The 26,372-nt window shown below is 34.1% G+C and carries 24 protein-coding genes; 11 read left to right on the forward strand and 13 right to left on the reverse strand.

From position 1 onward, the window contains the following. Positions 1–100 precede the first annotated feature (100 nt). Together sucD and sucC are read right to left on the reverse strand one after the other, a co-directional pair. The gene (sucD, locus tag AC5LW9_RS11675; protein ID WP_198226983.1) at positions 101–973 is read right to left on the reverse strand and encodes a succinate--CoA ligase subunit alpha; all 873 of its coding nucleotides are present in this window, start codon (positions 971–973) and stop codon (positions 101–103) included. Positions 974–994: 21 nt separating this feature from the next. After that, positions 995–2,167 (reverse strand): ADP-forming succinate--CoA ligase subunit beta, encoded by a 1,173-nt coding sequence (gene sucC, locus AC5LW9_RS11680; protein WP_198226981.1) that lies wholly within the window; start codon positions 2,165–2,167, stop codon positions 995–997. Positions 2,168–2,347: 180 nt separating this feature from the next. On the opposite strand from sucC, the gene fldA reads away from it, so the two are divergent. The 5 genes from fldA (at position 2,348) to cls (ending at position 5,964) form a co-directional block, all read left to right on the forward strand. After that, a complete protein-coding gene (fldA, locus tag AC5LW9_RS11685; protein WP_198226979.1) occupies positions 2,348–2,860 on the forward strand; it encodes a flavodoxin FldA in 513 nt (170 codons plus the stop codon). A gap of 79 nt (positions 2,861–2,939) precedes the next feature. After that, positions 2,940–3,398, forward strand: coding sequence for a ferric iron uptake transcriptional regulator (gene fur / locus AC5LW9_RS11690; protein ID WP_025316178.1), 459 nt, complete (start codon positions 2,940–2,942; stop codon positions 3,396–3,398). A gap of 75 nt (positions 3,399–3,473) precedes the next feature. Then, positions 3,474–4,016: an inner membrane-spanning protein YciB gene (locus AC5LW9_RS11695; RefSeq protein ID WP_144091522.1), complete on the forward strand. Its 543-nt coding sequence runs from the start codon at positions 3,474–3,476 to the stop codon at positions 4,014–4,016. 20 nt (positions 4,017–4,036) lie between these two features. After that, positions 4,037–4,495, forward strand: coding sequence for an acyl-CoA thioester hydrolase YciA (gene yciA / locus AC5LW9_RS11700; RefSeq protein WP_086327217.1), 459 nt, complete (start codon positions 4,037–4,039; stop codon positions 4,493–4,495). 5 nt (positions 4,496–4,500) lie between these two features. Further along, the gene (gene cls, locus AC5LW9_RS11705) at positions 4,501–5,964 is read left to right on the forward strand and encodes a cardiolipin synthase (protein ID WP_493455943.1); all 1,464 of its coding nucleotides are present in this window, start codon (positions 4,501–4,503) and stop codon (positions 5,962–5,964) included. Positions 5,965–5,993: 29 nt separating this feature from the next. Here cls and cpdA read toward each other — a convergent pair whose 3' ends face one another. Together cpdA and nudF are read right to left on the reverse strand one after the other, a co-directional pair. Beyond that, positions 5,994–6,824, reverse strand: coding sequence for a 3',5'-cyclic-AMP phosphodiesterase (gene cpdA / locus AC5LW9_RS11710; RefSeq protein WP_493455944.1), 831 nt, complete (start codon positions 6,822–6,824; stop codon positions 5,994–5,996). Positions 6,825–6,985: 161 nt separating this feature from the next. Further along, positions 6,986–7,615 (reverse strand): ADP-ribose diphosphatase, encoded by a 630-nt coding sequence (gene nudF / locus AC5LW9_RS11715; RefSeq protein WP_198226973.1) that lies wholly within the window; start codon positions 7,613–7,615, stop codon positions 6,986–6,988. Positions 7,616–7,752: 137 nt separating this feature from the next. On the opposite strand from nudF, the gene tolC reads away from it, so the two are divergent. Beyond that, positions 7,753–9,108, forward strand: a complete 1,356-nt coding sequence (gene tolC / locus AC5LW9_RS11720) for an outer membrane channel protein TolC (protein WP_198226971.1) — start codon at positions 7,753–7,755, stop codon at positions 9,106–9,108. Positions 9,109–9,252: 144 nt separating this feature from the next. Here tolC and AC5LW9_RS11725 read toward each other — a convergent pair whose 3' ends face one another. Further along, positions 9,253–10,140: a LysR family transcriptional regulator gene (locus AC5LW9_RS11725; RefSeq protein ID WP_198235710.1), complete on the reverse strand. Its 888-nt coding sequence runs from the start codon at positions 10,138–10,140 to the stop codon at positions 9,253–9,255. Between the two features lie 288 nt (positions 10,141–10,428). Here AC5LW9_RS11725 and AC5LW9_RS11730 point away from each other — a divergent pair, with 288 nt between their 5' ends. After that, complete coding sequence (locus tag AC5LW9_RS11730) at positions 10,429–11,217, forward strand: SDR family NAD(P)-dependent oxidoreductase (protein WP_198226967.1); 789 nt, start codon at positions 10,429–10,431, stop codon at positions 11,215–11,217. An 857-nt stretch (positions 11,218–12,074) separates the two neighbouring features. Here the strand turns inward: AC5LW9_RS11730 and metG are convergent. Next, a complete protein-coding gene (gene metG / locus AC5LW9_RS11735) occupies positions 12,075–14,102 on the reverse strand; it encodes a methionine--tRNA ligase (protein WP_493455945.1) in 2,028 nt (675 codons plus the stop codon). 257 nt (positions 14,103–14,359) lie between these two features. Between metG and apbC the strand changes: the two genes are divergently transcribed. Beyond that, positions 14,360–15,427: an iron-sulfur cluster carrier protein ApbC gene (apbC, locus tag AC5LW9_RS11740; protein ID WP_493455946.1), complete on the forward strand. Its 1,068-nt coding sequence runs from the start codon at positions 14,360–14,362 to the stop codon at positions 15,425–15,427. Between the two features lie 94 nt (positions 15,428–15,521). On the opposite strand, the gene AC5LW9_RS11745 is transcribed toward apbC, so the two are convergent. Together AC5LW9_RS11745 and AC5LW9_RS11750 are read right to left on the reverse strand one after the other, a co-directional pair. Further along, positions 15,522–16,265 (reverse strand): acid phosphatase, encoded by a 744-nt coding sequence (locus AC5LW9_RS11745; RefSeq protein WP_086326729.1) that lies wholly within the window; start codon positions 16,263–16,265, stop codon positions 15,522–15,524. Between the two features lie 323 nt (positions 16,266–16,588). Continuing rightward, entirely contained in the window at positions 16,589–16,942 is a 354-nt protein-coding gene (locus tag AC5LW9_RS11750) for a DMT family protein (RefSeq protein WP_411627625.1), read from the reverse strand. Positions 16,943–17,174: 232 nt separating this feature from the next. On the opposite strand from AC5LW9_RS11750, the gene tpx reads away from it, so the two are divergent. Next, positions 17,175–17,687, forward strand: coding sequence for a thiol peroxidase (tpx, locus tag AC5LW9_RS11755; protein ID WP_493455947.1), 513 nt, complete (start codon positions 17,175–17,177; stop codon positions 17,685–17,687). A gap of 142 nt (positions 17,688–17,829) precedes the next feature. After that, the gene (locus AC5LW9_RS11760; protein WP_198235705.1) at positions 17,830–18,993 is read left to right on the forward strand and encodes a sugar transporter; all 1,164 of its coding nucleotides are present in this window, start codon (positions 17,830–17,832) and stop codon (positions 18,991–18,993) included. A 66-nt stretch (positions 18,994–19,059) separates the two neighbouring features. Here AC5LW9_RS11760 and AC5LW9_RS11765 read toward each other — a convergent pair whose 3' ends face one another. Then, positions 19,060–20,985, reverse strand: coding sequence for an ABC transporter ATP-binding protein (locus AC5LW9_RS11765; protein ID WP_493455948.1), 1,926 nt, complete (start codon positions 20,983–20,985; stop codon positions 19,060–19,062). Positions 20,986–21,209: 224 nt separating this feature from the next. On the opposite strand from AC5LW9_RS11765, the gene AC5LW9_RS11770 reads away from it, so the two are divergent. After that, positions 21,210–23,405, forward strand: coding sequence for a hypothetical protein (locus AC5LW9_RS11770; protein ID WP_493455949.1), 2,196 nt, complete (start codon positions 21,210–21,212; stop codon positions 23,403–23,405). A 94-nt stretch (positions 23,406–23,499) separates the two neighbouring features. On the opposite strand, the gene glyA is transcribed toward AC5LW9_RS11770, so the two are convergent. The 4 genes from glyA to AC5LW9_RS11790 all read right to left on the reverse strand — a co-directional run bounded on the left by glyA (position 23,500) and on the right by AC5LW9_RS11790 (position 26,219). After that, complete coding sequence (gene glyA, locus AC5LW9_RS11775) at positions 23,500–24,756, reverse strand: serine hydroxymethyltransferase (RefSeq protein WP_493455950.1); 1,257 nt, start codon at positions 24,754–24,756, stop codon at positions 23,500–23,502. A 224-nt stretch (positions 24,757–24,980) separates the two neighbouring features. Next, positions 24,981–25,361: a hypothetical protein gene (locus AC5LW9_RS11780; RefSeq protein WP_493455951.1), complete on the reverse strand. Its 381-nt coding sequence runs from the start codon at positions 25,359–25,361 to the stop codon at positions 24,981–24,983. 93 nt (positions 25,362–25,454) lie between these two features. After that, positions 25,455–25,799 carry a hypothetical protein gene (locus AC5LW9_RS11785; protein WP_039127517.1) on the reverse strand — a complete coding sequence of 115 codons (345 nt, stop codon included), beginning with the start codon at positions 25,797–25,799 and terminating at the stop codon, positions 25,455–25,457. 81 nt (positions 25,800–25,880) lie between these two features. Then, positions 25,881–26,219 carry a hypothetical protein gene (locus AC5LW9_RS11790; protein WP_198235701.1) on the reverse strand — a complete coding sequence of 113 codons (339 nt, stop codon included), beginning with the start codon at positions 26,217–26,219 and terminating at the stop codon, positions 25,881–25,883. Between the last annotated feature and the right edge of the window lie 153 nt (positions 26,220–26,372).

Below are 26,372 nucleotides of genomic sequence, written 5' to 3' on the forward strand. Positions count from 1 at the left end.
TCCCTTATCCTTAAATGCTTAAATGCCCACAAAATTTGTAAAGTTACTTTAGCTATTGTACAACATTATTTAAAGAATAAAAATTGACAGGGATCAAAAATTATATTTCAAACTGTTTTTTTACAGCACTTCCGATATCAGCAAGGTTAGTAACAATAGTTATACCTGCTGCTAATAGTGCTTTGGTTTTTTCTTTCGCTGTACCTTTGTTACCAGAAATAATCGCACCAGCATGTCCCATGCGTTTACCTGCTGGAGCAGATGTTCCTGCAATATAGGCTATAACAGGTTTAGTTACATGTTTTTTAATATATTCTGCGGCCTCTTCTTCTGCACTTCCTCCAATTTCACCTATCATAACAATAGCCTCAGTCTTTGGATCTTGTTCAAGTAATTTCAAAATTGAAACAAAATCACTTCCAGGAATTGGGTCACCGCCAATACCGACACAAACAGATTGGCCAATACCGATATCCGTTGTCTGTTTAACTGCTTCATAAGTTAACGTTCCAGAGCGAGAAACAATCCCAACTTTACCCGCTAAATGAATATGCCCTGGCATAATACCAATTTTACATTCATTCGGTACAATGATTCCAGGGCAATTTGGTCCAATCATTACTACGTCGTTTTGTTTCAATTTTTCTTTGACGATTAACATATCTAAAGTTGGGATGCCTTCAGTTATACAAACAATTAATTTTATTCCAGCATCAATTGCTTCTAAGATGGAATCTTTTCCAAATGCAGCTGGCACATAAATGACGGTGGCTGTAGCACCCGTTGCCGCAACAGCCTCTTTAACGGTATTAAAGACTGGTAAACCTAAATGTGTTGTTCCACCTTTACCTGGTGTGACGCCTCCAACCATTTTAGTACCATATGCTATCGCTTGTTGAGAATGGAATGTACCTTGACTACCAGTAAATCCTTGACAGATGACTTTGGTTTCTTTATTGACTAAAATTGACATAATAAATATTCTCCACTCTCACTATTTTGCAACGCCAACGATTTTCTGTGCAGCATCTGTTAAACTTTTGGCAGTAATAATATTTAGATTACTATCAGCTAAAATACCTCGGGCAATTTCGGCATTATTACCTTGAAGTCGTACGACAACCGGAACCTTAAGACCTATTTCTTCAATTGCACTAATAATACCTTCAGCAATTAAATCACAACGAACAATACCACCAAAAATATTGACTAAAATCGCTTTGACGTTTTTTTCTGATAAAATCAATTTAAATGCTTCTGCTACACGTTCTTGAGTTGTACTACCGCCAACATCTAAAAAGTTAGCAGGTTCACCGCCATATAATTTGATGATATCCATTGTAGCCATTGCTAATCCAGCACCGTTAACCATGCATCCAATATTTCCATCTAAAGAAACATAACTAATACCTTGTTTGGCAGCAATGGATTCAAGTTCATCTTCTTGCGTTGTATCTTTTAAATAATTTAATTTTGGATGACGAAAAAGAGCATTATCATCAAGAACGATTTTAGCATCTAAACAAACAAGTTCTTGTTCATTAGTAATAACTAAAGGGTTAACTTCAGCTAATGCAACATCGTTATCTAAAAATAGATTAGCAAAATTAACAAATAATTTAGAAAATTGGTTAACAAGCTTACCTGTTAATCCCAATTTAAAAGCAAGTTCACGACCTTGGAAAGCAGATGGTCCAGTTAACGGATCGAGCGGCATTTTGTGAATTAAGTGTGGAGATTTTTCAGCAACACTTTCAATATCAACGCCTCCCTCAGTCGATGCCATAATAACAACACGTTTAGAACTTCGATCAATAACTGCACCTAAATAAAGTTCTTTAGAAATATTTGAAGCTTTTTCGATTAAAATCTGATTTACTGGTTGGCCTTTGGCTGTTGTTTGATAAGTGACTAAATATTTACCTAACCACTTTTCAGCAAAACCTTTTATCTCGTTAAAGTTTTTAGTACAAATTACGCCCCCAGCTTTACCTCTTCCTCCGGCATGAACCTGGCATTTAGCAACCCAAGAACTAATATCCGATTGGGATTGTAATTTTGATAAAATATCTTTTACCTCATCAACTGAATTACAAACATAGCCTTCAGGTACGGGTAAATTGTATTCTTTAAAAATATATTTTGATTGATACTCGTGCAGGTTCATAACCAAATTCCATGATTTAAATTAATATAAACACTGATAATAATTCTAATCCAAGATGAATAAATTGTGTAGTAAATAATATCTTATGTTGATAGTAATTGAGAATGATTGCTGATATTAATTGACAATGATATACTCAAAACATATTTTTGATGAAGTAATAACAGTAAAGGTATAAATATGGCGAACGTTGGTATTTTTTTTGGTAGTGATACAGGTAATACAGAAAATGTAGCAAAGCAAATCCAACAAATTTTAGGCAGTGACAAAGCAGATATTTTTGATATTGCAAAAACAACCAAAGAAACACTAGAACAATATAATTACCTTTTTTTAGGTATTCCAACTTGGTACTATGGTGAATCACAAGCTGATTGGGATGATTTTTTTCCTAACTTAGAGCAAATTGATTTCAATGGTAAAACGGTTGCTATTTTTGGTTGTGGTGATCAAGAAGATTATGCAGAATATTTTTGTGATGCCATGGGTACATTACGCGATGTTATCGAGCCTAAGGGCGCGAAAATAGTTGGACATTGGTCAACTGAAGGATACAGCTTTGAAGCATCAAAAAGTTTAGTGGACGATACTCACTTTGTAGGATTAGCCATTGATGAAGATCGCCAACCAGAATTATCAGAAGAACGAATCAGTAATTGGGTCAATCAAGTCAAAACCGAAATGAACATTTAATCAATTGAAATGATTTATTTTATTTATCGTACATAGTTTCTATAATATGTAATTATTAATAACTTAATTGGGATGTAATATGAAAAATCATGATAATGATAATAATGCAGCGCTTAAAAGTGCTGGTTTAAAGGTTACGTTACCACGATTAAAGATTTTAGAATTATTGAGAGATCCTTCATGTCAACATATCACCGTCGAGGATCTTTATAAAAAATTGCTTGATATGGGCGAAGAAATCGGTCTCGCCACCGTCTACCGTGTTTTAAACCAATTTGATGATGCTGGAATCGTAACACGTCATAATTTTGAAGGTGGCAGAGCGGTATTTGAGCTTGCAACGCAAAAGCACCATGATCATTTAATTTGTTTAGATTGTGGTGAAGTATTTGAATTTCGAGATGAAATTATCAATGCAAGACAAAAAGAAATTGCTGAGCAATATGGAGTTAAATTAACTTTTCATAGCTTATATCTTTATGGACATTGCCAATCAGGTAATTGTAAAGCCCATCCTGAACTTCATACAAAAAAATAAGCCTATTTCTGATAGGCTTTTTCACTTACAATTATCACTAAGACAAGTTATCTTTTCTATCAGGTTAATATTTACATGAAACAGCTTTTGAATTTTATACCCCTTGTAATCTTTTTTATATTTTTGACAATGTATGATGTCTTTGTTGGTGTACAAGCCTTGATGATAGCAGCAACGGTCTGTTTTCTAATTGTGCTTATCATTTACCGAAAAATAGACAAAGTAGAATTGATATCTTATTTAATGGTGATGGTTTTTGGTGGATTTACTCTTTATACCCGAGAACCTAATGTTATAAAATGGAAAGTGACAATTATTAACTTTTTGTTTGCCTCAGGTTTACTCATTAGTCAGTATGGTTTCAAAAAAAATATGCTTCAAAAGCTTCTAGGCAAAGAAATTCAGCTAGATTCAGTCATTTGGAATAGATTAAATATATTATGGATAGCTTTCTTCATGACATGTGGCGTGATTAGTTTAGGTGCGACCTATTATACAACAGATGACTTTTTCTGGATTTTTAAAGTATTTATTTTACCTGGTGCATCGTTATTATTATCCTTAATATCAGGAATCTATATATATAAAAATATGGATAAAGATATAGACAGTAAATAGCATTGATGGAGTATTTTAATATGAAACAATCCGATACATCCCCTAAAGGCCAACTAGTACTAAGAACACTGGCAATGCCTGCTGATACAAATCCTCATGGTCACATTTTTGGCGGTTGGATAATGTCGCAAATGGATCTCGCTGGCGGTATTTTATCAAAAGAGATCGCTAGAAATCGAGTTGTAACAGTAAACGCGAGTAGCATTACTTTTCATAAGCCTGCAATGGTGGGAGATGTAGTTTGTTGTTATGCTCATTGTATCAAAACAGGGAAAACATCTATTACTATTGGTATTGAAGTTTGGGTTAAAAAAGTAATTGATACAACAGATTCACTAAAACGTTTTTGTATCACTGATGCAGTATTTACTTATGTTTCAGTGGATAAACACAATAATCCCAAACCATTACCTGAAGTATTTCAGGATTATGATTGTACTAAAGATGGGATTAGTAAGCTCAATCTAAGTAATAGCTAACTTATATGCAATATACTTCATTCCACGCCTTAGTCAGTTCATTGATCTTTTTGGTTTATTGGTTGATGATCGTTGCTACGACGTTACGAATTGTGTTTAAAAGAAGACCAACTACCTATGTAATTGCATGGATGCTAGTGATTTATATTTTACCGATAGTTGGAATCATTCTTTATTTCTCGTTAGGTGAAGCTCATTTAGGGCAACAGCGTGTTAAACGCGCACAGAAAATGCGTCCAATCATTGCTAACTTTATAAATAGAATTAGCATTTTCCCAGATATTTTCACAACCCAAGTCAGTCAAGTTAGTAAACCTATTTTTCAACTTTGCAAACATCAAACAGGACTTGATGGTATAAACGGTAACCATATTGAACTGCTGAGTGATACTGACGCAATTTTTGATCAACTAATTGAAGATATCAATCAAGCAACTTCTAACATCGAGATGGTATTTTATATTTGGAATGAAGGTGGACGAGCCGATAATGTTGAAAAAGCATTGATTGAAGCAACTAAGCGTGGTGTGACTTGTCATTTAATGGTAGATTCTGCTGGTAGTCGCCGTTTTCTTAGAACAGATGCAAGTAAAAGAATGCGCGAAGCGGGAATCATTATTATTGAAGCCCTAAAAGTTAATTTACTTCGATTTATGTTTAGGCGATTAGATTTAAGACAACATCGTAAAGTTGCAATCATAGATAACTATATCTCATATACGGGTAGCATGAATATTGTCGATCCTCGCTTTTTTAAACAGAATAAGCATGTGGGCGAATGGGTCGATATTATGGTCAGGATGCGTGGTCCTGTTACTACGTTAATGGGTGCAATTTATGCTAGTGATTGGGAATTAGAAACAGGTACCGATCTTGCTTTACCCCAAATTACTGACTTTGCCGAACCCCCAGAAGAAAAAAAACATATTATGCAACTTATTGCTTCAGGTCCTGGTTATACAGAAAACATGATCCATCAGGTATTATTGACAGCAATTTATGCAGCTCAAAAACAAATTATTTTTACTACGCCCTATTTAGTTCCAAGTGACGACATCTTACATGCGGTATGTACTGCAGCTCAGCGTGGAGTAGAAGTTATTATTATCGTTCCCAAAAAGAACGATTCCTTAATGGTTAAATGGGCTAGTCGAGCATTTTTTTCAGAATTGCTTGAGGGAGGGGTCAAACTTTATCAATACAATGATAATTTATTACATACTAAAAGTGTTTTAATTGATAATCAGCTTAGTTTAGTCGGTACAGTCAATTTAGATATGAGAAGCTTATGGTTAAATTTTGAAATTACAACTGTCATTGATGATGCTGAATTTGCCCAATCACTTTTTTCTCTTCTACAAGGGTATTTAGCACAGTCTGAAAAAGTTAATATCGAAATATGGAAACAGCGACCTATTTGGCAACGTATTGTTGAACGATTATTTTACTTTTTTGCCCCATTACTGTAATAATTAGATAAAATTATTACTTATTATAACTAATAGCCATTTTGGGATAAATCGGGAACAAAACGGTTATCATTAATTCGAAATACTTCTGTTTCAAGCATACCATCATTGGTTAATGTTATTTCACGCCAACCGGGCGCATCTTTATCAGCTAACCCAAAATTATAACTATTAGGTTTAAATTGCACACAAGTTGAAGGCGTAGAAAATGCTTTACATGTATACCATTGATGATCTTGGCTTTGATGGATATGCCCCCACCCTAATCCTTTTATTTGAGGATAAGCTTGTATAGTTTTTTCCAACTCAACACTATTTTTCAAGATATGCTGATCCAGCCAGTGACACTCTGAATTGATAGGATGATGATGTAAAAAGACTAGTGCATTTCTGTCAGAATATCTATCTAAATTTTTTTGTAAAAAAAGTAATTCTGAATCCGCTAATAAGCCGTAGGCTTGACCTTCAACCTGACTATTTAAAAGAATAATTACCCATTTATCACTTAACAAAGCAACTTTATTATCTAAAAGTCGATAATTAGCAAAAACGGATTGCATGTATTCATAGTTATCATGATTTCCAGGCAACCAAACACAAGGAGTATTTAATGTGGTTATTTGCTCTGCAAAAAATTTATAAGCTTCTTTTGTACCATCTTGAACAAAATCGCCTGTTGCTACAATTAAATCATATGTTCTACTGCATTTTTTAATCTCATCGATTACAGCCAAAAAACTTGCGTTTGAATTCACTCCAAGCAAAGCATAGCTTCCATCAGCAAAAAGATGGGTATCCGTAATCTGTAATATTTTACCGTAATTTTTATTTTTTGTTGGAAGCTGTAAAAGTGACTCCAAAATTCACCTCAGTTATTCATCAATATAATATTGTTAATAATGTTTATAGCAAAACAAAACATTGCAGTAAACTATATAATTTTATTATAAATCCTAGCGTTATATTAAAGTGTAAAATAGATCACATTTTAATGAAAGAAATAATTAAATATAATTAGTAATTACTTCCATTCATTTTTTAGATTTAAATAATTGAGTTGCAACCATTGCAAAGCAATAATTGATGCTGCATTATTAATTACTCCATTTTCAACCCATTTATAAGCTTGCTCTCGACTGACAACATGAACTTTGATATCTTCATTTTCTTCCGCAAGTCCATGAACCCCTGTTGCGGTTGATGCATCAACTTCACCAACCAAAATATGTAATTTTTCAGTTAATCCTCCCGGAGAAGCTAAATAACTAATAATAGGTTTGCATCGACCAATGGTAACACCTGCTTCTTCAATTGCCTCACGCCTAGCCACTTCTTCAAATGATTCATTTTCATGATCCATCATTCCCGCTATCAACTCTAACATCCATGGGGTTTCTTGAGTTTCAATTGCAGCGATACGGATTTGTTCAATTAAAACAACTTCATCACGTTTAACATCATATGCTAACAAGACCACAGCATGGCCGCGCTCTAACACCTCTCGGGTAACGACATCGCTCATTGAACCATCAAATTTACGATATTGAAAACGATATTCTAGTAAAGAAAAGAAACCTTTATAAAGTACCCGTTTAGTTAGATTAAATACATCATTTTGGTTAAAATTTATTGGATTATTTTTTATTTTCATATTGTGTCTCGTTTTGGGCTGAATTTTAATAAAAAGTGCGAATGGCAAATAAACTATGCTTACTATATGCTAATTATCTGTTAAAATCGCACAAATGAAAATACAATTATATTTTAATGTTTTTAAAGAGATGATTGATGAAAAAAACGCTAACCTTTTTAATCGGCTTAACATTAAGCCAAGCAGTTTTTGCTGAAAATTTGATTCAAGTTTATGAACAAGCTAGAGAGACAAACCCAGATTTACGCAGTTCTTTAGCAGAAAGAGAGAAAGCTTACTCAGCAATTTCAGGTTCACGAGCAAGTTTATTACCACAAGTTGGTCTAAATGCATCTTATGGTGTAACACATGGTCGCCGCGACATCAGTGGACAAAAAAATAAAAGTGGTAATTTATATCAAGTAACGGTATCACAAAGTATTTTTAATTTCTCAAGTTGGAAAGCTTTAGATATTACGAAAAAACAAGCAAGTATTGCTGATATCGCTTATCAATATCAAGGTCAAACATTAATTTTAAATACTTCAGTTGCTTATTTTAATGTATTAAAAGCACTTGATGCCTTAAGCTTTATTGATGCTCAGAAAGAAGCAATTGGTCGCCAATTAGAACAAACGCGTCAACAACATCAAGTTGGTTTAGTGGCTATTACCGACGTACAAAATGCTCAAGCTAATTATGATTTAACAGTGGCTCAACAAGTTAACGCGTTAAATGAGTTGAATAATTCAATTGAAAACTTGCGTCAAGTGAGTGGTCGTTTTTATTCTAGTTTAGCGACTATTGATACCAAAACATTTAAAACAGAAGAGCCAACTCAAATTAATGCATTGTTAAAACAATCCGAGACATCTAATCTCAATTTATTAACAATGAAATTAAATCAAGATATTGCCCGAGAACAAATTAAACTTGCACAATCGGGTTATATGCCTACTGCAAGTATAGATGCATCAACAAACTTAAATAAAAATGAGAGGTATGGAAGTTACTCCTCAAACGGTGCAATCGGGTCTCATCATAGTAAAAGCTATTCTGGTAATAACTATGTTGGTGTAAGTGTCAACATGCCGATTTTTTCTGGTGGCGCAACTATGTCACAAGTTGAACAAGCCCAGCATAATTTTGTCAGTTACAGCGAGAAATTGGAAAGCACTAATCGTAGTGTGATTAATCAGGTTCGCTCATCTTACAACAATATTGCAAGCTCAATCAGTTCAATCAGAGCTTATCAACAAGCTGTTGTGTCTGCCGAAAGTTCATTAGAAGCAACATCATCTGGATATCAAGTTGGTACTCGTACCATTGTTGATGTGTTAAATGCAACAACTCAGCTTTATAGTTCTAAACGAAATTTATCCGATGCAAAATATAATTATTTAACAAGTTTACTACAGTTGAAATATGCCATTGGTACTTTAACCGCTGATGACTTGGTATATTTAAACAATATGTTAGGTAAAGAATTAAGCACTTTAGCTACCATAAAATAATAATCATTGCTGATTATTTTGCAACCATTTACATAAAAGGCGTTTTTTATCGCCTTTTATGTTATTATCGACTTTATTGAGAATTTAAATAAAGTAAATTTAAATTCTTTAAACTAACTTAAACTTAAAAAAAACTTCTAGTTATCATAGTGAATTTGTGATAAATTCAATAAAAATCTTAAGTTTAGGAAGCTGCTGTTTATCGGACTTATAAAGCAGATGAACCTCCCTTTCTGGTGGTAAAAAATCTTGTAATATTGGTAATAATTTATTCTGACGAATAAGCTCACTCAGCATTGAGTGAGGTAACATAGTTATACCCAAACCTTCGACAGCGGCATTTGCTAAAGCTAAAGTATCATTACTTTCTAAAGATCCTGATATGGGAATATTGATTACTTTTCCATTAATAGTAAAAGGCCAAAGATAATTTTTTTTAGTTGGATTGACATATTGATAAATTAAACACTGATGTTTTTTTATATCATTAGGTGTCGCTGGTATACCTTTTTTGGCAAGATAAGTTGGTGAAGCTGCAAAAATAAGTTTGTAAGAATTGAGTTTACGAGCAATATAACTTGAATTAGATAATTCGCCAATTCGAAAAACAATATCAAAATCATCTTTAACTAAATCGACATAGCGATCACTTAATTGAAGATCAACATTTACTTTAGGGTAGCTTTTCATGAACCGACTAAGCACAGAAATTAAATTAAAATGTCCATAACTCACTGGCGCACTAATTCGAAGTCGACCTTTAGGCTCTTCAATAAATTGTTGCGCTAATGTTTTTGAACTTTTCACTTCATCAAGGATAAATAAACACTTTTCATAATACTGTTTACCAAACTCTGTTAACTTTTGAGATCGCGTCGTACGATTCAGTAACTTTAAGCCTAAATAATCTTCTAAAAATACCACATATTTGGCGACCATTTGTGGTGATGTATTTAATGAAATCGCTGAAGCTGCAAATGAACCCGTTTTTACGGTCAATACAAAAGCTTCCATACTTCTTAAAAGATCCATATTACCAACCCTCAGTTGTTAATAAAACAATTTTAATATCATTTATTATCTTTTATTTTAAGAGAATAATATAACAAATTCATTCATCACTAAGGAATTAATAAGTTAAAAAAATTGAAATAATTGAAGCTGAGTTTGTAAGTCAAGCTTGAGCTAAATTATTTATTCAAGCTCACTATCAAGTCATGTTATGTAATTCACGAGATAAAAGAACATTATAAAGATGATATTTATAAAATAATCATTAATCAAAATTTAAATAACAATTTCAAAGGTGGATAAGAAAAAATGGTCAACACAGATTTAAGATATACTGTTATTACTGGAGCTAGCTCAGGAATAGGTTATGCAACTGCGATCGAATTTGCAAAACGAAATAAACCACTAATTGTTATTGCTAGGAGGCAAGAGCAGTTAACTTTACTCAAACAAAAAATTGCGGATATTAATCCTAAATTAGATGTCATTATAAAGAAATGTGACTTGTCTGTTTCGAGCAATGTTCATTCACTTTTTACAGATTTAGAACCATATTTTATTGAGACATGGATTAATAATGCCGGTTTTGGCCACTATGGCAGTGTTGGCGAGCAAGATTTAAACAAAATAGAGTCGATGTTGCATTTAAATATTGAGGCATTAACTATCCTATCAACGCTCTATGTGCGTAAATATCATAATCAATCAGGTACGCAACTTATCAATATTTCATCAAGAGGAGGATATACTATTGTTCCAAATGCGGTCACCTATTGTGCAACCAAGTTTTATGTGAATGCTTTTACTGAAGGATTAGCGCAAGAATTGATACAAGCTAAGGCACAGTTACGTGCGAAAGTTCTAGCACCCGCGGCAACGCAAACAGAATTTGGACAAAAAGCCAATAATGTTGATAAATATGATTATGATAAAAGTTTTGCAAAATATCATTCCGCCGATGACATGGCGCAATTTTTGTTAGCATTATATGATAGTGATAAAATCATAGGAGAGATCAACACGACAGATTTCTCATTTTCGTTAAAAGATAGCATACTTCCTTATTCTGGAAATCCTTCACAAAATCAAAAAATTTAAGAGAAAAATTAATTTATTTTACTCATTAATAAAAAGAAAGGATTTAAAGTTTATAAATCTAAAGATAGATAATATGTTTATCTAATATCATTAACTGTCGACACTTAGGGGATAACAACATTGCTATCCCCCTTACTTTACCTTTCATTTATAACATAATACTAAAATTAAAATAACGGCAATAGGATTTATTATTAAGGATTTCAATTATTAGCTAAGACCGATAATAACAGCTTAAATCCAATAAATTTTATACTGAAACATATACTTAATCTGAAACTTTTTTACAAAAAAACGCTCTGACATGTGCATAAATTAAGATTTAAGGTAACCTAATTGCCGATATATGAACGTACATTTAGATTAGACTTTTCAACAATTCTATTATAGCTATTCTGTCTTCCACTTTTTTAACTGCTCTTTCTAATAAAGAATTGCCATCCATTAATTATTGAATAAGAATGTTTTTTTAATATTTGTTAATATCTAGAAAATTTTTACAAATTTACTGCTATTTGTGAAACATGCAACGTCAAATAATATTGGATTACGTTAACAGGTATGAAAATAAAGTATTGTAATTTAAACACAAACTTTATTTGTGAAAGATTATTACATCCGATGAAACAGTAATGGTATTTGAAAAAGATGCCGAATGAGATTTTATTTGAGAAGGTCGACAAAAACAGAAATAGTTACATTATAGTTAGTTAAATAAACATTTATAATCGAAAAAGAGACTTAAATAAATATAACTTTAATGAATAAATTTTTATACTAAAACGTATGTGTAACCTCAAACATCTTAACAAGCATATGAATTTGTTAAGATGTTATTTTAAAAATGCAGATATGAATTATGAAATTCGCATACCTGGTTTTGCTCCGCTATCCGGTGATAAAAGGTAAACACCCTCACCATCGTCTTTACCACTCGCACAAAGAACCATACCTTCTGAAACGCCAAAACGCATTTTACGTGGAGCTAAGTTTGCAATCATAATCGTTAAACGACCAATTAAAACTTGAGGATCAGGATAAAATTGTTTTATGCCCGAAAACACATTACGCGTTTCATCACCAATATCGAGAGTCAATTGCAATAATTTATCAGAACCTTCTACAAAAGTAGCATTCTTGATTAATGCAACGCGCATATCAACTTTAGCAAAATCATCAAAATTAATGGTATCAGCAATTGGCTCAGCTACTTTTTCTTTAGCAGGTGCTGTCGATGTAGTTAATTCTTTAGTTTCTTCAATCATTGCAGTAATTTTATCCATATCAATTCGGTTAAATAAGGCTTTAAAGCGATTAATGGTATGTCCAGTTAAGGCGTTATCAATACCACGCCATTCCAATTGGCTATTTAAAAACTCTTCGGTACGCTGTGCTAACGATGGTACAACAGGTTTTAAGTAAGTCATTAGAATACGGAATAGGAAAATACCCATTGAACAAATATCTTGTAAAGCTTGATCTTGTCCTTCTTGTTTAGCCACAACCCACGGTGCTTTTTCGTCAATATAGCGATTTGCTTCATCTGCTAATGCCATAATTTCGCGAATAGCCTTACTTGATTCACGTTGTTCATAGTAATCGGCAATCACTTTGGCCTTTTCAACAAATTGCGCATAAAGCCCTGGCTCTGCAACTTTATCAGATAATTTGCCATCAAAACGTTTGCTAATAAATCCAGCCGAACGCGATGCGATGTTCACAACTTTATTTACTAAATCACTATTAACACGTTGTACAAAATCTTCTAAATTTAAATCAATATCATCAATATGTGGTGATAATTTTGCCGCATAATAGTAGCGCAAACAATCTGGATCTAAATGTCTTAAGTAAGTGCTTGCTTGAATAAAAGTACCGCGTGATTTAGACATCTTCGCACCATCAACCGTAACATAGCCATGTACAAAAATATTGGACGGTTTTCGATGTTCACTACCATCAAGCATCGCTGGCCAAAATAGGCTGTGGAAATAGACAATATCTTTACCAATAAAGTGATATAGTTCAGTAGTTGAATCTTTACTCCAGAATTCATCAAAGATTGCTTTGTTATTTTTATTACAATAATTAAGGAAAGAGCCCATATAACCGATTGGCGCATCTAACCAAACATAAAAATATTTGCCCGGTGCATCAGGAATTTCAAAACCAAAATAAGGAGCATCACGACTGATATCCCATGGTTGCAAACCTGCTTCAAACCACTCTTGCATTTTATTTGCGACTTGTTCTTGCAATGTACCAGAACGGATCCAAGCTTGTAACATGTTTGAAAAAGCAGGCAGTTCAAAAAAGAAATGTTCCGATTCTTTCAAAATTGGCGTTGCGCCCGAAACAACTGATTTAGGATCAATCAAATCAGTCGGATTATAAGTAGCACTACATACTTCACAGTTGTCACCATATTGATCGGGTGCTTTACAACGAGGACATGTGCCTTTAACAAAACGATCGGGTAAAAACATCTGTTTTTCAGGATCGAATAATTGCGAAATAACTTTAGTTTTAATATAACCGTTAGCTTTTAAACGCTTATAGATTTGTTCTGATATTTGACGATTTTCAGGGCTATGAGTTGAATGGTAATTATCATAACTAATGTTAAAACCAGCAAAATCGCGTTGATGTTCAATTTTAACTTCTTCAATCATCTGCTCTGGTGTAATACCTAATTGCTGAGCTTTAAGCATAATTGGCGTACCGTGCGCATCATCGGCACAAATAAAATAGATTTCGTTACCGCGCATACGTTGAAAACGTACCCAGACATCCGCTTGAATATGTTCAAGCATATGACCTAAATGAATTGAACCGTTTGCATATGGAAGTGCACAAGTCACCAATATTTTGCGTTGCGTTGTCATGTTAATTAATTACCTTCTATTACATAATGACAGGAATAGTACATCAAACGTGTGATTATCGCTAGATTTATGCCATAATTTGATAAAATTTCTTTATATACTCAACAGTATTGTAAAGTGTCAAAGCCCAAAATGTTAGATTTAAGAAATCTGCAACACTATATTTTACACTTTATAAATAAAGGCAATACTTGAAATAGTCTAAAGTCAAAGCAATATGAGTATAAAGTAAATGCACAAAAAATAAGGCTAATATCATGGAAGCGAAAAAAATTCTGGAAAATTTTACTCATCCTACCTTACAAAAAAATTTGATTGAACTTGGTGCAGTTAAAACTTGTGAAATGGTCGATCAAATTCTAATCATAAAGTTAGTTATGCCATTTGCATGGCAAGTTGCTTTTGAAGAACTTAAATCAGCGCTCACGCCACAGTTACTCAAACTTACCAATGTTAAAGAAGTAAAATGGCATATTGAATACAATATCGCTACACTTAAGCGTGCCAACAACCAACATGCAATAAACAATATAAAAAATATTATTGCCATTAGCTCTGGTAAAGGTGGTGTTGGTAAATCGTCAACTGCCGTTAATATAGCACTTGCACTACAAAAACAAGGCGCCAGTGTAGGTATTTTAGATGCAGATATTTATGGTCCATCCATTCCCACCATGTTAGGTACAGAAAAACAACAACCCTTAACACCAGATAATAAACACATGACACCCATAATGGCTTATGGACTCGCCAGTAATTCAATTGGCTATTTAGTGGATTCTGATGGTGCAATGGTATGGCGTGGTCCAATGGCCAGTAAAGCTTTATTGCAAATCTTACAAGACACATTTTGGCCTGAACTTGATTATCTAGTTATTGATATGCCGCCAGGAACGGGTGATATTCAGTTAACGCTTGCGCAAAGTATTCCCGTTACAGCCGCGGTCATTGTTACAACTCCACAAGATATTGCACTCATTGATGCTAAAAAAGGGATTACCATGTTTACTAAAGTTAATATTCCTACTTTGGGTATTATTGAAAATATGAGTTACCATATTTGTGAAAACTGCGGTCATCACGAAGCAATTTTTGGCGAAGGCGGTGCAAAGCGTCTATCTGAACAATATCAAACATCGTTACTCGGACAGATCCCCTTACATAAAATTTTGCGCCAAGATCTGGATACAGGTAAACCAACGGTTATTAATCATCCAGAAAGTGAATTTACCCAAATTTATTGTCAAATTGCAGGCCGCATTGCCAGCGAGCTTTATTGGCAAGGTCAAGCGATCTTACCGGATATATCCTTTAAAGCACTTTAGTACGCAAAAATATATTGGCTTTTAACGACTAAAAGCCAATATCAAAATAAATTTTAAAAAATAGTAATCGAATAAAGCCTTTCAGATTTGATATTTACTTTTTCAATTGACTAAATTCCGCTTTAGCTTTAACTAACTGTTTATTAAACTCTTCATTGGTATGTAACTGTGCGACCACGGCGGCAGCCATCACTTTGGCTGCATCAACATCACTTTGCCAATGATAACCACAAATTACTCGACTTTCCCCAATTTCATAGCCACGTTTTAAAATCTCGTTTTGGCGTTGTGGGTTTATTTCGGCAAGCACTAACGAAATAGCAAATCCTAAAGTAGTATGCCCTGATGGATAAGAACCATTGGTTGATAATGTTTTCTCATCTTCAGGTCGACAAGTTGGTTCTTTGAAAAATGAAAATGGTCGGACCCGATTATAATGAACTTTTGCAGATCGTGTTGCAAGATCACCCGCATCTTCTTTCATTGTAGTAATAAGCTTGTAAATCTCTGGTGTTTTAGTGCTCGAAATCTCATAACCAAAAGAGGGGGAAAATTGTTTAGTAACATTATCTTTTGTCGCATCCGCATCTAAATATGCCTGATGTCCTCGTTCCGTATTACGCATGGATTTCCCCCAATCATATTGAGCTTTATCTCTAAGAAATTCAATACTATTGTAAGCGGGTGGTTGCGGCAAAAGTAATAAACTATCTGGAGCTTGATCTACTCTAAGGTAATAATCTTGCGGATCAGTTGTTACATCCTTTGCTTCAATGGCAAACACATTCGTACATAACAAAGAACAAATGATAATACTCTTTACAAAAACTTTTTGCATACCTATCTCCTCAATAAAAAATAATATTTGAAATTTAGTCAGTTACTTTAATAACCTAAATTTACTTACTCATTTTTTAAAGTGATAAAAAGCATTTACTTTAGATTGTTAAATCACTGCTGAATAATACTGACTTATTTATTAATTGATTAATCATAAATTGGATTTTATATTAATAAATCATGATGTTTTATTATGTGACAATAGTCACATTTCAATATTAAACAACGTATACGACTGAATCTAAAAATTTTATAAAAAGTATCGTTTTGGATTAAAGAGTAGAAAAACTAAACTACCCATCAACTGATTCTAACTTTCCATTACACAAAGATTTTGTCACGAAACATAAAAAACACGGCATCAAGCAGACATAAACCAGCCCAAATAAAATCAGTTTTAAAAGGCTCTTTTAAGATAAAGATTGAAAATGGAATAAAGACAGATAAACTAATTACTTCTTGAATAATTTTTAACTGACCCGCGGTTGCGACTTGAAAACTAATCCGATTGGCTGGAACTTGCAATAAATATTCAAAAAGTGCAATTCCCCTGCTAATAAACACTGCAATAATCCAAGTTTGATTATGCAAAAAGCGTAAATGCCCATACCAAGCAAACGTCATAAAAAAATTACTTAAAATGAGTAAACAGACAGTAATAACAAGTTGATTCATAATAATCATAAATGTATTAAAATAAGGGAATATCATTATATACCTTTGCATAAATAATACGCAAAAGGGTGAGATTATTTTTAGTTTTATTGCATTGCTATCAATAAAATTAATAAAGAGATCAATTGTGGATTTTAAGCAAAGTAAATTATTGCTGCTTATTGATTCTAGCTTTATAGTAAATGAAAATTAAAAACGTCATTCACTTCAACTCGACACAAAGGAAACCATTATGCAAAAAAGAGTAAATCAAGTTACTATGAAAGGTCATCCTATCACGTTACTCGGTTCTGAAATTAAAGTTGGTGATAAGGCGCCCGATTTTGTTGTCGAAAATAGCAAAATGCAACCGGTAAAATTATCGGATTTTAAAGGTAAAGTCAGAATTATTAACTCAGTACCGTCCATTGATACTTCAGTATGTAGTGCTCAAGTGCATCGTTTTAATGTCGAAGCAACAAAATTAAAAGATACCATTATATTTTCAGTCAGTGTCGATTTACCTTTTGCATTAAATCGCTATTGTTCAGCAGACGGAATTGATGAGGTTAAAGTCACATCAGATCACAAAACTCTCGATTTTGGATTAAAATATGGCGTTGTAATTGAAGAAATGCGTTTATTGGCACGTGCGGTATTTGTCGTTGATAAAAACGATAAAATTGCTTATGTCGAATATGTTAAAGAGACCTCAAATGAACCTGATTACAATAAAATATTAAAGGTAGTTAAAACGCTATTATAAAAATAAGTACAATAATGAAGTTTATGCCACCTCACTGCAGCAGGTGGCCTTTGTTAAGATTTATCATTCCGATATATGTAACAATGGTCAATATTCAGTTATAATTACCAATAATCAATTTATCCCGTCTTTAATTAAAATCATGAATAATGCTAAAAAGCGCTCTCGGATCTGGTCGTCGATTCTTTGTTTAGCTTTTGCTGGATTTATCTTCAATACCACCGAATTTGTACCGGTTGGTTTACTGCCTAATATTGCGGAAAGCTTTTCGATGGATGTCGCTCATGCAGGGTTATTATTAACGATATACGCTTGGGCGGTATCATTACTATCATTACCTCTGACAGTATTAACATCCAAAATGGAGCGTCGCAAGCTCCTTATTTTTCTGTTTTGTCTATTTATTGGCAGCCATCTATTAGCTGGCTTTGCTTGGGATTTTTATAGTTTAATGACCGCTCGCATTGGTATCGCTTGTGCACATGCAGTATTTTGGGCTATTACCACGCCGTTAGCGGTTCGATTAGCGCCGAATGGCAAAAAGGCCAAAGCGATGAGCTTTATTGTAGTAGGCACATCTATGGCAACGGTACTCGGTATTCCTATTGGCACCAAAATAGGGGAATTAGTTGGTTGGCGTATCACGTTTTTGTGTATTGGTGGTATTGCCTTTGGTATTTTAGTTTTATTGATTTACTTACTTCCTAAAGTACCTAGTATTAACACTATATCTATCAAGGATCTACCAAAAGTGCTAAAACGTCCAGCCTTACTTAATATTTACTTATTAACGGCTATTATTATCACCGGACATTTTACTGCCTATACTTACATTACGCCATTTATGATGAGAGTGGGAGGATTCAGTCAAGAAATTGTCGTCCATCTATTATTAGTTATTGGATTTTCAGGCATGATTGGCAGTGTCATTTTCACTCGATACTCAAGTAAATACCCAACAGCGATATTAGTTGTACCTGTAATATTATTGATGGCGTGCTTATTATCACTCTACTTCAGCTCATTTAATCTCTACACCGCGATGATGCAAGGCATGATATGGGGATTAGCAATTACAATTATTGGTATGGTCATGCAAAGTAAAGTGATCGATGTTGCACCCGATGCAACTGACATTGCCACATCTGTTTATTCAGGAATTTATAATATTGGTATTGGCGGAGGAGCCTTTGTCGGCAGCCAAGTATTAGTAAAACTATCAACGGATTATATTGGGTTAGTCGGTGCTATTTTTGTGATCCTTGCGTTACTTCTTTTCTTCTTTTTATCTAAAAAAACTTGGTAAAAAGCAAATAAGCGCTGGTTGTAACAGCGCTTATTAATTTTGTTTATTGATTGGCAGTAAAATTCATTACTGTTGACTGAGTGCTTCTAACTGTTCCCAGCGTTCAAATACTGCTTCTAATTCTGCTTCTTTGTCGCTTAATGATTGTAAAATAGGACCGGTTATATCATGAGGTTGATTAAAAAAGTCACTTTGACCAATTTGCGCTTGTAAATCAGCAATCGCAATTTCAAGCTGTTCTATTTTGCTTGGCAACTGGGCTAATTCACGTTGTTCGTTATAGCTAAGTTTTACTTTCTTTTTAACCGCAGATTCTTTATTCTGATTATTGACCGTATTTGATTCTTTTTTAGGTTGTTGACTGCTATTTACCGTCGAAACTTTAACGGGTTGAGCCTGCTGCTGCTGTTGCAACGCATCAGCATAACCTCCAGCATAAATACCAATATGCCCTTTATCTTCGAAGAACCAACATTGCGTAACAACATTATCAACAAATTGCCGATCATGGCTTACCAATAAAACAGTTCCTTGATAATCATTGACCAGTTCTTCTAACAATTCCAACGTTTCAATATCTAAATCGTTTGTTGGTTCGTCCAATACCAGTAAATTGCTAGGTTTTAAGAACAGTTTTGCCAATAACAATCGGTTACGTTCTCCGCCAGACAATGCCCTTACTGGCGTTCTGGCTCGTTTAGGTGGAAACAAGAAATCCTGCAAATAACCCAATACATGACGCGAACGACCGTTTACCATCACCTCTTGCTTGCCTTCGGCCAAGTTATCCATTACTGTTTTTTCGGGATCCAGCTCTAAACGATGCTGATCAAAATAGGCGACTTCAAGCTTAGTGCCACAATGTACGCTGCCCGAAGTTGGTGTTAAATTACCAAGCATCAGTTTTAACAAAGTCGTTTTACCAATACCATTAGGACCAATCAGGGCAATCTTATCACCTCGTAAAACTTGCACTGAAAAGTCATTGACTAATAATTTATCATCAACTTGATAAGTCACGTTTTCCAATTCAAAAACGATTTTTCCGGAACGTAACGCTTCCTCAATTTGCATTTTAGCGCTGCCCATCACTTTACGACGCTCAGAATACTCTTGTCGCATAGCTTTCAATGCTCGTACACGCCCTTCATTACGAGTACGACGCGCTTTGATACCTTGACGGATCCACACCTCTTCTTGCGCTAATTTTTTATCGAATTCGGCGTTTTGCAGCTCTTCAACACGCAACGCTTCTTCTTTACCAAGTAAGTAATTATCATAATTACCACTCCAAGAGGCGATTTTGCCACGATCTAAATCAATAATTCGTGTCGCCATTTGACGAATGAATGAACGGTCATGTGAAATAAATACAATGCTACCATTAAAGCTTTTTAAAAATTCTTCTAACCATTTAATGGTTTCAATATCTAAATGGTTAGTTGGTTCATCAAGTAATAAAACGGTTGGTTGACAAACCAAAGCTTTGGCTAAAGCAGCCTTACGCAGCCAACCTCCAGAAAGTGATGATAATTGAGCTTCACTATCTAGGGATAACGATGAAATCACATTACGAATTCGATTTTCAAGTTGCCAACCATTTTGGTGATCGAGCTGTTCTTGCATTTTAGCTAGTTTCGCTAAATTACTTTCACTGGGTTCTTGCTCAACTCGATGGGATAATTCGTGATAATCTTTTAACAACTGAGCTTGTTCTTGTAATCCTTCTGCCACAAAATCGAATACATTACCTTGAACATCACGAGGCGGATCTTGTTGTAAGCGTGACACAACAACATTATTTTCATAAACAATTTGTCCTTCATCCAATGGTACTTCTTTATTAAGCACTTTAAGTAAAGTGGATTTACCTGCACCATTACGACCTACAAGACAAACGCGTTCGTTCACTTCGATCGACATATCAATATGATCTAATAAAGGCGCATCACTGAATGAAAGATAAGCATTGGTAAGATTAATTAATGACATATTTATGATTTTTATTTGGATATTAAATAATAAAGCGTTATTCTATCACAAAGTTGTGAAAGGCAGCTAAAAATCAACTTTCAAAGAAAGAAAACCCTTACAAAATGAGAATTACCCTTTTCTTCTATAACAAAAACAAATAGAGCTATATTTATTAATAATTATAGTTAAAAAAATTATTACCAATTGAATATACTAATAATATTTTGGTACGGAGGTTATTTATGAGTCATATGTGGACATTCCAGCGAGTTGGTGGATTAGATCAAGTTGTATTTAAGAACGCTAACGACATTATCAATCTACCCGATTTAGATCCCAAATTGTGGGTAGCGTTAAGCTGCCCAACAACAGGTTTAGATTTTGATGAACGAACTTTAGCTTTACTCGATACTGACCAAGATGGACGCATTCGTATACCGGATATTTTAGATGCAATTAGTTGGACCAAAGACAAAATATTATCATTTCAGACGATTTTAAACTCCTCTGACACATTACCCTTATCTGAAATCAACACCTCAACAGAACAAGGTAAAAAACTGTCAGTTACAGCACACAGCATTCTTGCTAATTTAAATAAGCATGATATAAATTATTTAACCCAAGAAGATGTACAAGAGTCGATAAAAGTTAATGCAGGTAAACTTTACAATGGTGATTTAATTTTTCCACCTTCTGCCGAATTATCACCTGAAATGCAAACATTTATTCAAAAAGCCATTAAAACAACCGGTGCCCAAAAAGATATGAGTGGGCAAGATGGTATTGACTTAGAGATTGCGCAAACTTTTATTGATAATTTAAAAACTTGGCAGAAGTGGCAAACCGATATCAGTAATACCCAAACACCCTTTGGTGAAGACCGAGCAGAAATTTGGAAATTAGTCCAACTTTTAAAACCCAAAATTGATGATTATTTTTTACGTGTTGAATTGGCCGAGTATGCCCCACAAGCACAAACCGCACTTAATGTTGATGAAAAATATATTGTCCCAACTGAAAATGGTTTACTGTCAGACGAAGCTTTGGCTGAATTACCTTTATCAAAAATTGATTCCACCAATTATCTTGATTTAGTCAATGGGCTCAATCCACTTTGGAAAAATAAGATCAGTCGTTTTAAAACATTAGTTGCCTCATCATTATCAAATCCTGACCAACTTACCCAGCAAGAGTGGCAAAATATTCAACAAAGTTTACAAGCCTACACTACGCTAATTAGTTCAAAACCCGAACTGACTCAGTTAAAGGTTGCAACCGAACCAACAGCGAGTATAGAAGATATTCACAACGATGTTATCACCAGTTTGCTAAATTCGGATTTATTTACAGAATTTAAGCAGATGATCGAACAAGATAACCAAACCCCTATTTCAGCATCGGATGTACTCGTGCTTGAAAAGTTAGTTCTGTTTCATAAACATCTTTATCGTTTACTGGTTAATTTTGCCTCGTTTGCTGATTTCTTCTCACTTAAAAAAAGAGCCGCTTTCCAGCTTGGTAAACTGTATATTGATGGTCGTTGTGCTACCCTATGTGTTGCCGTCGATAACATTGCCAAACATGCCAATATGGCAAATTATTCTGAGCTCTGTTTACTCTACTGCGAATGCACTCGTCAGGGTGAAAAGAAACTGATTGCGGCAGCGATGACCGCTGGACAAGGTGATTTATTGATCGAAGGTCGTAATGGTGTATTTATTGATAATAATGGCAATGATTGGGATGCCAATGTGGTTAAAATAATCACTAAGCCAATTAGCATTCAACAAGCCATTTGGGCGCCTTATCAACGTATTGGTCGTTTAATTACCGAACAAATTAATAAGTGGGCAACAGACAAAGATGCTGATATCGATAAATCTAGCGAACAAGCCTTACAAAATCCTGTTAATAAATTTGATATCGGTAAAAGTATGGGGATTTTTGCTGCAATTGGCTTAGCCATTGGTGCTATTGGCACAGCTTTAGCGTCTATCTTTCAGGCTATCTTTTCGCTCGCTTGGTGGCAATTTCCATTAGTCATTATTGGACTCTTTTTGATTGTATCTGGTCCTTCGGTGATTTTAGCATGGTTAAAACTACGTCGTCGTACTCTCGGACCATTACTTGAAGCATCGGGATGGGCCATTAATGGACAAGTAAAAATCAATTTAATGTTAGGAGGATTGCTCACAAGCAAAGCCGAACTGCCTGACAATGCTAAACGCAATTTAAGCGATCCATTGAAGCAACATCATCATAACTTCATCATTATTCTATGGTTAGCCATATTATTAGGTGTGGTTATTAGTGGTGGCTGGCTTTGGCACGAAGGTTATTTAGATAAAATTTTTGAACCACAACATCATACTGAACAAAATGTGCAACAACAGTCAGAGAAGCAAAACAATAGTAACACAAGTGAAAATCATTAAAAAAACAAAATGGCTATTGGAGATTTAATCCGATAGCCAATACAAACCAATTGCCGATCTATTTATCGGCAATGCTTAACTAAATAATAGTCAATCAATGTTGATAAACCGGTAAACGGCGACAAATATCTAACACTTTAGCTTTTACCGCTTGAATGGTTTGCTCGTCATCAATGTTATCTAACACATCACAAATCCAATTTGCCAACTCACGTGATTCTGCTTCTTTAAAACCTCGACGTGTAATGGCTGGTGAACCGATACGCACACCTGAAGTTACAAATGGACTTTGTGGATCTTTTGGTACACTATTTTTATTTACCGTAATGTTTGCGCTACCTAACGCGGCGTCAGCTTCTTTACCGGTAATTTTTTTATCGACTAGATCAATTAAAAATAGATGATTTTGCGTTTCGCCTGAAACCACTTTATAACCACGTTTCAAAATTACATCAACCATGGCTTGCGCATTTTTAATCACTTGATGTTGATACTCTTTATAGGCTGGTTCCATCGCTTCTTTTAAGGCTACAGCTTTGGCGGCAATCACATGCATTAAAGGCCCGCCTTGCGCACCAGGGAAAACCGCCGAATTTAATTTTTTATAAAGTTCTTCACTGCCACCTTTGGCTAGAATTAACCCTCCACGTGGTCCGCCTAATGTTTTATGAGTTGTCGTGGTAACGACATGAGCAAAAGGGACTGGATTAGGATATACGCCTGCTGCAACTAGACCTGCCACATGCGCCATATCCACAAACAAGAACGCTCCGACACTATCAGCAATCTCGCGCATACGTTTCCAATCGACCACGCCTGAATAAGCAGAGAACCCACCAATAATCATTTTAGGTTTTGAATCTAAGGCTATTTTTTCTAATTGTTCATAATCAATATGGCCAGTTTCGTCAACACCATAAGCAACGACATTATATAATTTACCAGAAAAACTTACAGGTGAACCATGTGTTAGATGCCCGCCTTCTGACAAATTCATGCCTAGTACTGTATCACCTGGTTTTAATAATGCCATATAAACGGCAAAATTAGCCTGTGAACCCGAATGCGGTTGCACATTAGCATAATCAGCACCAAACAAAGTTTTTGCTCGCTCAATCGCTAAAGTCTCAACAATATCAACATACTCACAACCACCATAATAACGTTTGCCAGGGTAACCTTCGGCATATTTATTGGTTAATTGCGATCCTTGTGCTTGCATTACTCGAGGACTGGTATAATTTTCCGATGCGATTAATTCAAGATGATCCTCTTGACGTTGCTCTTCACCTTTAATTGCATCCCATAATTCTTTATCATAAGTGGCAATGGTCATATCTTTACCGAACATATTGACTCCTAGTTATTAATTGCATTAACTATTAAGCTTTACTGCACTGAACTGAACTGATTTAAAAAAAATCATCATTAGCAATTATCCTCACTTAATCAGCATATTATTTCAATCTTTTTTTTTAATTATAAAAAAAATTTATATTAAAACGGTAATTCAATAAGACCGTTTTTATTATTACCCTAATCGTTGAAAACTACTAAGAGTTACAATTTTAAGTCTCAAAAGGCTCCTTCTTTTGAGACAAAATAAAATTCGCTAAAACCACCATACGAACAATCAGTCCTATTTTTAGGTGATTCAACTGTATCAATTTTAGTGATGACTTGATAGCTTTTGCCATCATCGTCATAAAAAACGAAATTATAGATATTTGTATAGATAAACTTCTTTTTAATCATTTTATTGGTATTAATCTTTTTTTCTGATGCCAATAAATTTATTTTAGTTTTTGAAGAAGCTATATCCTCCTTAGCAAGTATGCCTTCATTCTGCATCCATGTCGCGGCAGTATTCATCGGAAAAGAAGCACAATCGGGTGCTTTAGCAAAGGAGTATGTTGACCATAACATTACGCCTACAATAAGAAAAAATTTTTTCATTTTATAACCTTATGTTTTAATTTTATTTTTACCTGTTTCCTTGACAAGTAAAATTGAACATTAATGGATTAAATCTTTTTTTAATTTAATTGTTTAGTTTAAATGGTTGATCTGGCGTTTTGAAATAAAATAACTATCTACGTCACCAAAACATTCTGTTTTAGAGGCATTACTTTTAGTGATCACATCATAAGCTTTATTTTGATTATCATAAAAAATAAAATGATAAATTTGTGTATAAAGATTTTTACTTTTTTGTTCAGTCGCTAAAAGTGTGATTCTCATTTTTGATTCACTTAAGTTTTGACTATCAACAATATTACTACTTTTTAACCACTCTTTGGCTTTATCTAAAGACCAAGCTTTGCAATCAGGCTCTTGGGCGTGGGACATCAGTGGAAGTGATACCAACAGCATTAGAATAGAAAGTTTCCTCATATTATTACCTTAAAATTCCTTTGTTACTTTATAACAAGCATTAAAAATATTGAATTTACTAATATAATGCTATATTCGCCATTAATGTACATTACTTTGTGATACTAAGTAATGATTGACCTGACTCATTGAGCATTCTTCGTCCGAAGCATTATTTTGAGTAATAACTTCGTAACTATTTCCTTTTATATCGTAGAAAACAAAATGATAAATTTGATTATATAAACCTTTTTCGATCTCTTGTGATGCTAATTGGGTAATTTGAGTTTTCGATTCATCTAAATCCACAATATCCACAATATTCATATTTTTTAGCCAACCTTCGGTCATATTCATAGGCCAAGTATAGCAATCAGGTCCTTTAGCAAAGGAGAGTAACGGACTAAACATAAACAATACAAAGATAGTTAATTTTTTCATATCATCACCTTTAATTATTCCTTTTTACTTGATGAGGTTAATATTCAAACTAAAAAAGTTAATTGCCAATTATTTAATTAACATAAATCAATTTTACCTGTAGATTATTATATAGAAATAAATAATTAAGTAATTATAAAAGTAACATAGCAA

It is taken from the genome of Gilliamella sp. LMG 34360, assembly GCF_984568995.1.

What these genes read in the sequence shown, in the direction of transcription:
- AC5LW9_RS11745 (WP_086326729.1), bottom strand. Translation starts at nt 16,265, where the DNA reads ATGCAAAAAGTTTTTGTAAAGAGTATTATCATTTGTTCTTTGTTATGT.
- tpx (WP_493455947.1), top strand. Translation starts at nt 17,175, where the DNA reads ATGCAAAAAAGAGTAAATCAAGTTACTATGAAAGGTCATCCTATCACG.
- AC5LW9_RS11760 (WP_198235705.1), top strand. Translation starts at nt 17,830, where the DNA reads ATGAATAATGCTAAAAAGCGCTCTCGGATCTGGTCGTCGATTCTTTGT.
- yciA (WP_086327217.1), top strand. Translation starts at nt 4,037, where the DNA reads ATGAAACAATCCGATACATCCCCTAAAGGCCAACTAGTACTAAGAACA.
- AC5LW9_RS11790 (WP_198235701.1), bottom strand. Translation starts at nt 26,219, where the DNA reads ATGAAAAAATTAACTATCTTTGTATTGTTTATGTTTAGTCCGTTACTC.
- fldA (WP_198226979.1), top strand. Translation starts at nt 2,348, where the DNA reads ATGGCGAACGTTGGTATTTTTTTTGGTAGTGATACAGGTAATACAGAA.
- AC5LW9_RS11785 (WP_039127517.1), bottom strand. Translation starts at nt 25,799, where the DNA reads ATGAGGAAACTTTCTATTCTAATGCTGTTGGTATCACTTCCACTGATG.
- tolC (WP_198226971.1), top strand. Translation starts at nt 7,753, where the DNA reads ATGAAAAAAACGCTAACCTTTTTAATCGGCTTAACATTAAGCCAAGCA.
- nudF (WP_198226973.1), bottom strand. Translation starts at nt 7,615, where the DNA reads ATGAAAATAAAAAATAATCCAATAAATTTTAACCAAAATGATGTATTT.
- AC5LW9_RS11770 (WP_493455949.1), top strand. Translation starts at nt 21,210, where the DNA reads ATGAGTCATATGTGGACATTCCAGCGAGTTGGTGGATTAGATCAAGTT.
- AC5LW9_RS11730 (WP_198226967.1), top strand. Translation starts at nt 10,429, where the DNA reads ATGGTCAACACAGATTTAAGATATACTGTTATTACTGGAGCTAGCTCA.
- sucC (WP_198226981.1), bottom strand. Translation starts at nt 2,167, where the DNA reads ATGAACCTGCACGAGTATCAATCAAAATATATTTTTAAAGAATACAAT.
- AC5LW9_RS11695 (WP_144091522.1), top strand. Translation starts at nt 3,474, where the DNA reads ATGAAACAGCTTTTGAATTTTATACCCCTTGTAATCTTTTTTATATTT.
- metG (WP_493455945.1), bottom strand. Translation starts at nt 14,102, where the DNA reads ATGACAACGCAACGCAAAATATTGGTGACTTGTGCACTTCCATATGCA.
- AC5LW9_RS11780 (WP_493455951.1), bottom strand. Translation starts at nt 25,361, where the DNA reads ATGAAAAAATTTTTTCTTATTGTAGGCGTAATGTTATGGTCAACATAC.
- fur (WP_025316178.1), top strand. Translation starts at nt 2,940, where the DNA reads ATGAAAAATCATGATAATGATAATAATGCAGCGCTTAAAAGTGCTGGT.
- apbC (WP_493455946.1), top strand. Translation starts at nt 14,360, where the DNA reads ATGGAAGCGAAAAAAATTCTGGAAAATTTTACTCATCCTACCTTACAA.
- AC5LW9_RS11765 (WP_493455948.1), bottom strand. Translation starts at nt 20,985, where the DNA reads ATGTCATTAATTAATCTTACCAATGCTTATCTTTCATTCAGTGATGCG.
- AC5LW9_RS11725 (WP_198235710.1), bottom strand. Translation starts at nt 10,140, where the DNA reads ATGGATCTTTTAAGAAGTATGGAAGCTTTTGTATTGACCGTAAAAACG.
- cls (WP_493455943.1), top strand. Translation starts at nt 4,501, where the DNA reads ATGCAATATACTTCATTCCACGCCTTAGTCAGTTCATTGATCTTTTTG.
- glyA (WP_493455950.1), bottom strand. Translation starts at nt 24,756, where the DNA reads ATGTTCGGTAAAGATATGACCATTGCCACTTATGATAAAGAATTATGG.
- sucD (WP_198226983.1), bottom strand. Translation starts at nt 973, where the DNA reads ATGTCAATTTTAGTCAATAAAGAAACCAAAGTCATCTGTCAAGGATTT.
- AC5LW9_RS11750 (WP_411627625.1), bottom strand. Translation starts at nt 16,942, where the DNA reads ATGAATCAACTTGTTATTACTGTCTGTTTACTCATTTTAAGTAATTTT.